At 28.8% G+C, this 11,410-nt stretch carries 14 protein-coding genes; 2 read left to right on the forward strand and 12 right to left on the reverse strand.

The annotated features are described in order from the left end of the window. Window positions 1-61: 61 nt before the first annotated feature. A complete protein-coding gene (locus ACNQ12_RS03265; protein WP_418042162.1) occupies window positions 62-1,183 on the reverse strand; it encodes a restriction endonuclease subunit S in 1,122 nt (373 codons plus the stop codon). A gap of 216 nt (window positions 1,184-1,399) precedes the next feature. Between ACNQ12_RS03265 and ACNQ12_RS03270 the strand changes: the two genes are divergently transcribed. Then, window positions 1,400-2,254 (forward strand): DegV family protein, encoded by an 855-nt coding sequence (locus ACNQ12_RS03270; RefSeq protein WP_418037301.1) that lies wholly within the window; start codon window positions 1,400-1,402, stop codon window positions 2,252-2,254. Then, a complete protein-coding gene (locus ACNQ12_RS03275; RefSeq protein ID WP_416754945.1) occupies window positions 2,254-2,532 on the forward strand; it encodes a hypothetical protein in 279 nt (92 codons plus the stop codon). The genes ACNQ12_RS03270 and ACNQ12_RS03275 overlap by 1 nt, the downstream gene beginning before the upstream one ends. Here the strand turns inward: ACNQ12_RS03275 and ACNQ12_RS03280 are convergent. The 11 genes from ACNQ12_RS03280 to ACNQ12_RS03330 form a co-directional block, all read right to left on the reverse strand. Beyond that, window positions 2,529-3,347 (reverse strand): hypothetical protein, encoded by an 819-nt coding sequence (locus ACNQ12_RS03280; RefSeq protein ID WP_416754944.1) that lies wholly within the window; start codon window positions 3,345-3,347, stop codon window positions 2,529-2,531. The two genes, ACNQ12_RS03275 and ACNQ12_RS03280, sit on opposite strands and share 4 nt — an antisense overlap. A 25-nt stretch (window positions 3,348-3,372) precedes the next feature. Then, window positions 3,373-4,044 carry a CDP-diacylglycerol--glycerol-3-phosphate 3-phosphatidyltransferase gene (pgsA, locus tag ACNQ12_RS03285; RefSeq protein WP_418037303.1) on the reverse strand — a complete coding sequence of 224 codons (672 nt, stop codon included), beginning with the start codon at window positions 4,042-4,044 and terminating at the stop codon, window positions 3,373-3,375. Continuing rightward, a complete protein-coding gene (locus ACNQ12_RS03290; RefSeq protein WP_418019616.1) occupies window positions 4,013-4,585 on the reverse strand; it encodes an MHJ_0274 family protein in 573 nt (190 codons plus the stop codon). Before ACNQ12_RS03290 ends, pgsA begins: the two co-directional genes overlap by 32 nt. An 18-nt stretch (window positions 4,586-4,603) precedes the next feature. Then, the gene (locus ACNQ12_RS03295) at window positions 4,604-4,927 is read right to left on the reverse strand and encodes a hypothetical protein (protein ID WP_418019615.1); all 324 of its coding nucleotides are present in this window, start codon (window positions 4,925-4,927) and stop codon (window positions 4,604-4,606) included. A 9-nt stretch (window positions 4,928-4,936) separates the two neighbouring features. Next, window positions 4,937-6,409, reverse strand: coding sequence for a magnesium transporter (gene mgtE / locus ACNQ12_RS03300; RefSeq protein ID WP_416754939.1), 1,473 nt, complete (start codon window positions 6,407-6,409; stop codon window positions 4,937-4,939). Then, complete coding sequence (locus tag ACNQ12_RS03305) at window positions 6,409-7,050, reverse strand: diadenylate cyclase (RefSeq protein WP_418019614.1); 642 nt, start codon at window positions 7,048-7,050, stop codon at window positions 6,409-6,411. The genes mgtE and ACNQ12_RS03305 overlap by 1 nt, the downstream gene beginning before the upstream one ends. Next, window positions 7,050-7,301 carry a hypothetical protein gene (locus ACNQ12_RS03310; RefSeq protein ID WP_418037306.1) on the reverse strand — a complete coding sequence of 84 codons (252 nt, stop codon included), beginning with the start codon at window positions 7,299-7,301 and terminating at the stop codon, window positions 7,050-7,052. The genes ACNQ12_RS03305 and ACNQ12_RS03310 overlap by 1 nt, the downstream gene beginning before the upstream one ends. A 300-nt stretch (window positions 7,302-7,601) precedes the next feature. Beyond that, window positions 7,602-8,045, reverse strand: coding sequence for an NUDIX domain-containing protein (locus ACNQ12_RS03315; RefSeq protein WP_418019164.1), 444 nt, complete (start codon window positions 8,043-8,045; stop codon window positions 7,602-7,604). Next, window positions 8,045-9,181, reverse strand: coding sequence for a methionine adenosyltransferase (metK, locus tag ACNQ12_RS03320; protein ID WP_416754932.1), 1,137 nt, complete (start codon window positions 9,179-9,181; stop codon window positions 8,045-8,047). The genes ACNQ12_RS03315 and metK overlap by 1 nt, the downstream gene beginning before the upstream one ends. A 144-nt stretch (window positions 9,182-9,325) precedes the next feature. Continuing rightward, window positions 9,326-10,084 carry a hypothetical protein gene (locus tag ACNQ12_RS03325; protein ID WP_418037308.1) on the reverse strand — a complete coding sequence of 253 codons (759 nt, stop codon included), beginning with the start codon at window positions 10,082-10,084 and terminating at the stop codon, window positions 9,326-9,328. Window positions 10,085-10,141: 57 nt separating this feature from the next. Then, window positions 10,142-11,410 (reverse strand): exonuclease/endonuclease/phosphatase family protein (locus ACNQ12_RS03330; protein WP_474623481.1); only part of this gene is annotated, 1,269 nt, incomplete at its 5' end.

Raw genomic sequence — 11,410 nt, forward strand, 5'->3', positions numbered from 1 at the left:
TATCCTTGGTTAGTGGAATGCTGAATTTTTATTTTTTATTTTATGCTATAAAATCAAGCCACTAGCAAAACATTTTTTCTAATAAAGCTTGTTTAATGTTGTTGAGTTTTTGAAGTTTAAGTTCTTGAGAAGATATTAAAGAGTCAATATAGTTGCAAAATGATCCAATTAAATTTCTTTCTGTGATATTGTCGCTAATTTTTATTGATGTTTTTGCGACAACAGAAATATAATGTCTTGCATGTCCCTGGCTTTCAAAAGTATTGTTACTTAATATTGCAAAGTAGTAAGATAATGAGTCTTGGTTATTTTTTAATGTCAGAATTTTTAAAGCTGAGGAAACGACCATGAACGGAAAATTAACATATTTACTATCTAATGTGAAATCATCAAAAAGAATACAATCGCCTTTTGCATAATAGTTTTTACTTTCAGTATACCCCAATTTGAATGATTTATTCGCAGTTAACACGGGTATTCGTCCAAATTCCAACAATGGTAGTTTTTCAATATACTTATCAGGCCTTTCATAATCTATAAAATCATCTAATATTGCTGTTTTTCACTCCTCTTCAAACCCTTTAAATCTTATTTCTGGGAATTTTGAATTTTCTGACGCAAACATTTTGCTTAATAATGATCGTTTTACTTCATTAAGTTTTTTAAGTTTTAATTCTTCAGATTGAATAAAAGAATCTATATTTGAAAAGAATTGTCCTATTTTTTGTTGTTCATTAATAAAAGGCTTATTAATTTCAATTGTTGCTAATGCACTCGCATTTAATTTTGATCTTTCTCCTCCAGTTAATATCGGCTTAAAATGAAAATTCTTTAGAGAAAAGCTTAAAAATTTGTTATCTAATATATTTTCTTTTCCTTGGATAACATGTACATGATTATTTGCTCAAAATTTACCATTAACATATTTAGAAGGATAATTATCAAGATCATTTGCTCCATCTTCAGCAACTAAAACAAATTCTCCATCATGTGTATATCCAGAAACATAATCCTGAATCCCATTAGCTCCATAGTAAGGAAATTCTCCTTTTGTTCTCAACTTTTCAGATACTGGAATGCGTAAATTATCAAATTTATTAATTAATTCATTTAAAGCATTAATATTTCATTTCTCATTAAACCCTTTAAATCTTATTTCTGGCACTAATTTTTGCTTTTGCATATATCCTTCTTTCTCAAGAAAACTGTTTATAAATTAATTTTATCATAGCTAAATAATAAGTTACTAAAATGTACAAATTTTGTACCTATATTAATTTAAAAATGTAAGTTAATATTTAGAAAAAATTACAATAATCATTATGTGCAAGTACTTTTGGATTAATGAGCTAAAAAAATTAGGGGAACAAAATTTTGCTTTTTCTTATATAATTAAGACATGAAAAAATTAGGAATTATTTTAGACTCATTTTGTGGTCTATATCAAGAAGAAGCTGAAAAGGCTGGATTTAAATTTATTCCATTACAAGTTGATATTGATGGAATTGTATACCAAGATGGATTAGAAAATAAAGAAGTTATTTTAGAAAAGCTTTCTAAAGCTACTAGTTTTAAATCTTCTAGTCCTAAATTAGAAATAATCAATAATATTGTTCAAGAGGCTAGTGAAGAGTTTGATGAAGTAATTTATTTCGGAATTAACCCAGGTATCAGTTCTACATCAAGTCATGTTCGTACAGTAGCAAATGATTATAAAAATGTTTATGTGTTCGAAAATCATTGAAGTGGTATTCAATTAGTTAACGCTGCTAAATATGCTTTAAGACTATACAATGATGGATTGTCAATGAAAGAAATTTTTGATTTATTACAAAAAATCGATGATTCATCAGCCACATTTTTAGTACCATTTGACATGAAATACATGATTCAAGGTGGAAGATTACATGGTGTTAAAAAGTTCATTATGACTAAGATTAATTTAATACCTATTTTAGAATATACTTCAGATGGAAAAGTAAGTCCTGTATTTTTAAAACGTACAGCTAATGGAGCAATTGCTAAAGCAATAGAAAAATCATACTTTTACAATGAAGGTGAAAATTTGGAAGACTACGAATTTAACTGAATGCATGGAATTGATTCAAATATAAATGCAGAAGTTATTAAACAATGTGCGGAACTAGATATTAAACTAACTCATGAACAAATTACCTCAAGTGTTATTGCCATTCATACTGGCCCACAAGCTTTTGCTATTACAGTCATGCCTAAACTCAAATTAGAAAACTAATGCCTACTAACAATAAGAATAAAACAAAAAAAGTAAAAAAATCAAAGCATGAAGCCTTAAAGGCTGAAATGAAATGCAATAGTACAACTTCATTAAATGATAAACGTTTTACTAAATTAGTTGATAGTATCATTATTGAAAATCAGCAAGATGAGTTTGAAATAAAAAAATATCGCAAGAATAAGTGAGCTTACATACTTGCGATAGGTTCAATTATTGTAATAATTGCTTTAGTAGTTCTTATTATACTTGCCATCATTTATAAATGAGCTGGCTAATGAATGAATAAAGCTGAATTATGATTAATCGGAAGTTCTACATAGACTAGCGAAACTAGTGCTGTTGAAATTATATAAGCTAATGCAACAAATATTATATATGTTGTGTTAGCTTTTATTTTATCTCGGTCATAAATGAGAGAAACAACATAAGAACCTGTAGAAACATAAATATTAGTTGGGAATGATAAGCGTAGCATTCATGAAGCTACAAGTAAAATAATATAAGTTAGCAGCCCCGTGTATGTAGAAGATAAAATATAATTATTACTTTTTTTATTAATTACATATTGAATAATGAAAGTTAATAAAGTAAATACAAGAATAAACCCACTGTCTCAACTTAATTCCTTGCTTTGTATTAAAGCAACATTTTTATATGAATTATTTAATTCAGGTCTTTTCTTTTTAATTAGTGATCATATTAATCCACCAATGATTCCACCAATAAAATGCCCTAGGATAATTAATCAGATATTAGCTACATGAATTTGAGTTTTGACTGGATTAAATACATATGTAAAAACATAAAAGAGTGTAACCATAGGGTTAACAATTGGTGGAATACTGTTATTAATTTTCTCATACATGCTCTTAGGTTCGAAAATTTGAGCTAGTATTCTCAAGACAGCAAATGAAATAAAAGCTGATGTTAATGTTGCTAATGCATAAAAGAACGGATATGTAAAATTACGATACTTGTATTTTTTAGCAAAATGGGTACATAAAAAAGACATAAGTGTTAAAAACGCAACACTAAAGAGTTCTGCTATAAAGAATTCTCAAATAAAGTTATTGGTTAATAAATATTGCACTTATGTCTCCTAAAATGATAGTGAGTTATTTTTTAACTTGAGTTTTTGAATTTTGTTTCATGTATTTTGAACCTTTAATTACATAAATGATTCCTGAAATAACACTTAAAACTAATGCGATATAAATTGGTATGTTTAACACATACATAAAGTGATATTGTGTAACAAATCCAGTGTATGGTAATCAAATTAGCATTAATAATGTAATGCAAATTCCGATTGATAAAATTAATGTTTTAATTTTGCCTAATTTTCCAGCGGCAACTGAAACTCCAATTTTTGCTAGAAACATTCTAACACCATCAACAATAATATCACGTAAGATAAAGATGGCTACTGCTCAAAATGGAAGCACATTAATTACTCCAAAATAAATTAGCACTAAATTAGTCATCACCTTATCTGCAATTGGATCTCATACAATTCCAAAATCAGTGACTAAATTTTGTTTACGAGCGATTTTTCCATCAAAGAAGTCAGTTATCATTGCTGCACCAAAAATTACTAAAATAAATGCTGTAATTATTGAAAATGCAATTTTGTACCCTGTTTGGGTTAAATTTGCTAAATTTCCATTAAATTCAGATCCCATAGATAAAGTGTAGTAACCAGCAATCATTAATAAGAAGGCTGGGATCACTAGTATTAAACGAAGTAAAGTTAATTTATTTGGCTTGTTCATTGTTTTCAAACTCATTTTTGTACACTCCTCTTATCTTATCTTTAATTTCGTTTTCATCCTTAAATAAGGATTCAATTTCAGTTTTGTTGAATTGTTCAACTTTTTTTGCAAATTTATCTGGTGCTATAGCAAAATATTCAAGATATTTAGCACCTTTTTTATCTCATAAATTAGCATTTAAATCTCTTAATGCTACTAAATTATGTTCGAGTTCATGATATTCGGCTGATGGAATTTCTTTTATGTAATCACGGAATTCAGGTGATTTATATAAAGAAAGTACAACATTACGGGTATTTTTATTAATTTCTCCCATTGAATATTTTCCAATACTTGGAACAAATTCTTCAAGTGTTGTGCGGTTAAGAACAACTAATTCGTTGATCATGATAGATAATTCATAAGCATAAACAGCAGCATTTTTGCTAATCTCAACCATTTGAGCTGCTGCTTTCTTTTTTAAACGTTTGTCTTTAATGTATTGGTATAAAATTCAACCAATAAATAGCGCCATTACGACAGCAAATAGTATCCAAATGGCTACTGTGGCATTCATTTGCATATTTCTTCTCCTCTATTTTGTTATTTTCAATACTCATTTTGAGTCTTTTTTAACCACGAATTGCTTCATGATTTCGTCCAGTTGTTCTTCGGTATATGTTATTCCTTGTATCATTGCTGTATATAAATAATTTGAATATCCCTTAAAATCAAAAGTTGCTTTTGGTGTTACCTCAGTATATAAAATTTTTCCGCCTTCAGATAAAGATTCAGAAATAGCAACTTCAGTATCGGCAACTTCTTGTTTAATTTGATTTAAATATTCTTTCATATCAGCCTTAGCTCTTAAGTAATTTTCAGCTAATAACTTAACTCTTTCAATGTCTGCTACTTTCATTAGTTCTCCTTAAATTCAGCTCATAGCATGTGCAAATGCTAATACCCCAATATTTAGGCCAAAGAATATTAAAGTGGAAATAGCATCACTTAATGTAGCTAAAATTGGTGCTGACATAACAGCTGGGTCTTTTTTGTGTTTAATTGCCACAAGTGGAATTACCGTTCCTAAAAATTTAGCAAAAATAACTACCACAAAAAGTGAAATCGAGCTTGCCAAAATAATGAAAGAAATTGGCCCTCAGGCAGCTTCTGTTCCATCACCATTATCTCTAAAGCTAGGAATAGCGAAATAAATATAAAGTCTAGCTACATTCACTAAAAATAAAATTGAACCAATTACAGAACCAACAGAAATTTCCTTACGGATAACCTTTCAGATATCTTTGTGCTCAATTTCACCCAAAGCACTAGCACGAGTAATAGTGGTTGATGATTGAGAACCAGCATTGCCTGCTGATCCAGAAATAATTGGGATAAGTCCAACTATAATCCCGGTTGAAACTGCTACTCCCAAACCTTTAATAAAGTTTTCTGAGATATTTGAAAATTGTTGAATAATGTATTGAGAAAAGGTAGCTGAAATCATTAGAATAATTAATCAAACTACCCGTGATTTAACTATTTGTAATAGTTTAGTTTTTAAATAACTTTCTTCAGCTGCTTCTGGGTTAATACCAGCAAGCTTATACATATCTTCAGTTGCTTGTTCTTGAATAACATCAATAACTGCATCAGAAGAAATCATCCCAATTAGGCGATTATCAGCCGAAACAACAGGAAGTGTTGATCTATCATGATCGGCAAATATATTTGCTGCATCTTCTTTGTTATCATATGGGTGCACTGTAGCAACTGCATTATATAAATTATCTAATGTTTCATTTTCGTCGTCAGCGAAAACTAGTTCTTCTAAAGTAATATCACCGATTAAAAAACCATCTTCATCTGTAATGTAAAAGTTGTGACTAAGTTCAATATTGCTCTTATAGTCCTTTTTAATCTTTCTAATTGCTTTTTTAGCACTTCAGGTATCTTTTAAAACTGAAAGATCCACTGACATAATGCTTCCAACGTGTTCATCATCATATGAAAGCAAGTTATTTAATTTAGCTCTTTTTTCATCAGGAGTTTGAGCTAATATTTTTTTAGTAAAGTTGACTGGTAAGTCTTCTAAAACGTCAACCAACTCATCACTTTCTAGATCTTGAAGAATTTTCATTCCTCAATCTTCAGTAAATGATTTAGCAAGGTTAACTTTGGTAGTATCTTCTAAATAAGAAAATACTTCAGCTGCTTCTGCTGTTTTTAAAACTCTTAAAACATATAATTGTTCTTCAGCAGTTAAACTTTCAACTGCTTCAGCAAAATCTGCATATGGGTATTCTTCACACAATTCTCGAACTGCAATAATTTTCTTTTCTTTAATTAATTCAACTAAGTTGTTAATTAAAGATTCTTTTACTTCTGGAGTAAATTCCATTATTGTTCTTTCAAGTACTTAATTAATTGTTCTTGGAATTGTTCAAGTTTAACTGGCTGTATTATACTTCCTTTAAGAATCTTAATACTTCCATCTTCTTCAGATACCACTACGGTAGTAGCATCACATTGTTCTGAAATTCCCATTGCTGCTCTATGGCGTGAACCATATTTTGAATCTACACTTTTACGTGTAATCTTGTAAAAAGTAGCTGCGTAATAAATTTTATTATCTCTAATAACTACTGCACCATCATGTAATGGACTAGTTTTATTAAAGATAGCGATTAGTAAAGAACTTGAAATGTTTGAGTTAAGCACAACACCATCAGTTCTTAAATTATCAATATTGTCATTATTTTCAATAGTAATTAATGCACCTATTTTGTTCTTTGAAAAATATTCGACACTTTCTCTTAATTGGTTAATTAAACGAATTTGACTGCTTTTACCCAATTTTTCATATTTAGTCTTTTTAATTTTTGAAGCCACAAAGCTATAAATATGTGGTCATAAATAAAGCCCTAAAATGGTAATTGCTACAACTAAAACAATTGATGCAATAACAATTAAAGCAGTAATTGATTGGTTTGAAACTGTAACTGCATTTTTGTTTACAGTTTCAGCAAAATATTTAATCATTATAATCCCTTAACTAAATAAGCAATTAAGATAATAAGTATCATTACACTCTGTGCAACTGCTGCACCTAGAAGATTAAGAAATAAATCTCTTTTGTATCAAGGCAAAGCCTTTTGAGATGTCTTATATTCTTCCTTTTCATTTTCTTTTTGAGCGGAAAGAATGGCGTGTTGAATTTCTTGTTTACGGAATTCAACTAAATCAATATATTTTGTTTTTTTGGTTTCATCTGTTGTTTTTTCTGTGTCCATAAAACGCCTCCTTCTTGTTTATTTAAATTTTAAATTTTTTTATTAAAAATAAAAACATTTAAATAAAAAGTTTATTCCAGGTAATATTAACTTTTAGCACTAGCACAATGTTTTAAACAGATTTTAGATGAATTTTATTTATTTAATGCTATATATTAGCAAAAACTTAAGTCTGATATTTTATCTTATATCATCTGTTTTATAAATAATGTTTTTTAATCTAATTAAACTGAATTTAAGGTAGTTTAAAATTTTAATTTTAAGATGTAGACAAAAGAAAAATGCAGAACTTAATCTACATTATTTCTTAATTCTTTTAGATTTTGAAATGTTTAAAGATAAATATTTATCATAAGCATCAAGTAAAAATTGCTTTGGTGCTTCATTATTTATTTTTTTATAGGCCTTTTTAATTGAAAAATATTTCGCTCTTTTTGATTCACCTTTAACATGATGAGGAGCTTCCACATCTTGTGTATAGGCTAAAAAATATGTTACTTCTTTGTCATTTCCGGTTTCACTAACTACATAATTATCGATGTAAAACACATCTGAAATAATTTGGAAATTTTTAATGGTTGTTTCTTCCATTACTTCACGGTGTGCAGTTTCTACTGGAGTTTCATCACCTTCAATGTGCCCTTTAGGAAACACTCAAATATTATTTAATTGTTTAACTAAAAGTACTTTAGTTCTAAAACGAAATTTTCTAAAAATTATGGCCCCACAGGATTTTTCTAGCATTATTTATTTAACTCTTTCACTTTCTTTTGTAATTCTTCCACTTTATTTAATTGTTCTCAAGGCAGATTTAAATCACTTCTACCAAAATGTCCAAAATATGATGTTTGTAAGAAAATTGGTTTTCTTAGTCCTAGGGCGTCAATAATTCCCTTTGGTGTAAGATTAAAAATTTCACTTACAGCTTGTTCGATTACATCTTCTGGTACCGTATTTGTTCCAAATGTATCAAGCATAATTGAAACAGGTTTCGCAACACCGATTGCATAAGCAATTTGAATTTCAGCTCTTTTAGCTAGTCCAGCTGCTACAATGTTTTTAGCAATCCATCTAGCTGCATATGCTGCAGAACGATCAACCTTAGTTGAGTCTTTTCCACTAAAAGCTCCACCACCATGACGCGCCGCACCGCCATAAGTATCAACTATGATTTTTCTTCCAGTTAATCCAGTATCACCAATTGGCCCCCCAATTACAAAGTTACCTGTTGGATTAATTAAAATATTTTTTGGTGCTGCTAAATTATATTGTTCCATTACAGGAAGAATAATATGGTTCTTAATGTATGACTTAAATTCAGCTTCATCATAGTTCTTAGCATGTTGGATACTCATTAAAACAGTATCTACAAAGACATTGTTTGGATCAGTGTAATCTAATGTAACTTGAGATTTCATGTCTGCTTTGGCATTCTTGAATTCTAGATTAGTTCTGAGTTTTTCGGCTCTGCGAACCAAGGCATGAGCTAATGTGATACCAAGAGGCATATATTCAGGTGTTTCATCTATAGCATATCCAAACATAATTCCTTGGTCACCTGCTCCAATTTCATCACCTAATTCAACACCCATAGCAATGTCTTCACTTTGGCGTTTGATATCTGTAATGAAGCTAGTTTCATTTGTATAGTAACCTAATTGTTTTAAAATGTTTTTAGCAATTTCAATTACATCAACATCAGCATTAGATTTAACTTCTCCTGCAATAAAAATATTATGACCAGAAGCCATGCATTCTACTGCTACTTTTGAATCTGGGTCTAAAGATAAATAAGCATCTAAAATTGCGTCAGAAAGTTGATCACAAACTTTATCTGGGTGTCCCCTTCCAACTGATTCACTACTAAATAATTTTCTCATATTACTCCTTTTGTAAATGGTTATAAAAACAAGGATTACCCTTGTTTGAAATAGTAAATAAATTATAAAAGAAAAGAATTTTTTTAAAAATCTTATTTTACCGCTGCACTAGTTTTTTAGTGCTACGATATAGTACTAAAGATATTATCTTTTTTTAGAAACAAAATTCTTATTATTTCTTTCAAGCAAGTTAAGTAATTTTGCTACAAAATCAGTTTCCTCAACTGTTCGTTCTTCAATAAGAATTTGATTATAATCAATAAAAGTATCAAATAAAAGTTTTCCTTCAATATAATCAGGTTTATGTTTACTTTGTGCTAATTTTTCCAAGTTACATGTTTCATAAGCTAATGTGGTTTTTCGGTTAAAAAAATGTATCTTATTCATTTTAATTTTAGATGGAAATTCTTTTTTAGATTGACAGTCTTTTAAGTATTCATAAAAACTTTGTGCATCTGGATTTTCATATAAATTTCAAGCAATCATTTCTTTGTTTCAAGCATAAATTTCACGATAAATTGTTCAAATTAATAGACCTATAAAGAAAACATCAAGTAGTCATAATACAACAGCTACCCCAGTTTGAGTGATTTTTGCTATTTGATCATTATTTTTATTAACTTCTTGGAAGATTTGAGCAATAAATATAAAAGCAATTGGGGTATATGCTATTGTTAATGCTGTAATAAGAACTGTGATTATTGTAAAAATGGTAAATCTTATCTTTCAATATTTGTATAAGTTTTGATTTAAAATTACTCTTTGCAACATTTTTTCATTATTATGCAAATGCAAGCGATTAATTTTAACATGGTTAATAAATTTAGCTTGAGCAAGTACTAATGCAATAAAAGCTAAAAATGGTAATAATCCTATAACTCAAATAACTGCTATTGGAATCATATTTCCTCCTAAAATAAAAAAACTCATTATTTATAAATAATGAGTTAATTATACTATTTATTCTTTGTCTGCTAAACTTTTTAATTGAGCTATTTCTTTATAAGAAGGAATTATTTTGCGATATGAATGACCAATTTTACCATTATCAAAAGCAACAGGGGTTACTATATTTGAGTCATAAATAATTGCAACTTGTTCTTGTTGTGATTCAAAAATATGTAACACTGGATCATTTGCTCAAGAAGCATCAGAACTATCTTGATATACCATCTTATATTGTGAACCTGTAATTTGATTTAATATATTTAAAATTTCATTAACTTTTTCAACTTGCCCATAATTAACTTCAGTTAATCCTAAAATATCAAACCCACCAGCTGCAATTATTTTTGCAATTGAAGTATATTTAAATGGAGGCATTTTATCACTTCCATAATTGCAAATATTTCAATGCCCAATTCTTAGTGTATTTATACCTTTGGCATATTTTTCAATCGCTTTGTTAGTTTTTAGTTCAAATTTTGTTTCAATATCAGTAAATACCGGTGCATGGTCTGAAACACCATATCTAATAGGTCCAAATCCTGCTTTTTTCGAATCATAACCAGTGATTTTTTTATCTTTTTCATTTAAGATATTATCCTTAAAGGCGTTTAAAATATCTATTTTAAACTGTTTTTCAGGTGTGTTAGCTGTGGTTAAAAATTTAAGTTGTTCTTTATTAACATTTTTAAAAAACATTTTGTCATATGGTTGAGAATAAGGATTTTTGACTCCAATAGAGGTGTAATATCCTAATGAATCTTTACTGTTTTCTAATCCGGTAATTGTTGCAAAATAATTAGAAGTAAAGTTATCTTGCAGTCCAAAATTTTGAGCAGTTATATTTGTATCACCGCCGAAAATAATATTACTATTTGCACTAATGTTTTCAAAATCATTCATAACATTAGGTAAAGCTAGAAATTCACTAAACTCTTGTGAACCCATTTTTTCTACACCTTGATATTTATTTATAAATATTTCATCTTTGTCAGAAATCGCACCTTCTGTATAACCCTTCTTGCTTCGAGATCCTGGTGAATCTAAATGACCAAAAATAGTTGTAAAGTTAATATCATGATTATTTAACTTAAATTGTGCACCAAAAGGAGGTCTAACATAAGCTGTTTTATATGGTGAATCTATTATAAATTTAGAAGTATCAATTGTAGCGTCAGTTTTTTTAGGCTCATTATTTTTATCATTATCCACGATTTCATTTTCATCCGTGTCAGAACCATTGTCAGAACCATTGTCAGAACCATTGTCAGAACCATTGTCAGA

The sequence above is a fragment of the Mycoplasma paraquilae genome (assembly GCF_048284415.1).
Taxonomy (GTDB): domain Bacteria; phylum Bacillota_I; class Bacilli_A; order Mycoplasmatales; family Metamycoplasmataceae; genus Mycoplasmopsis.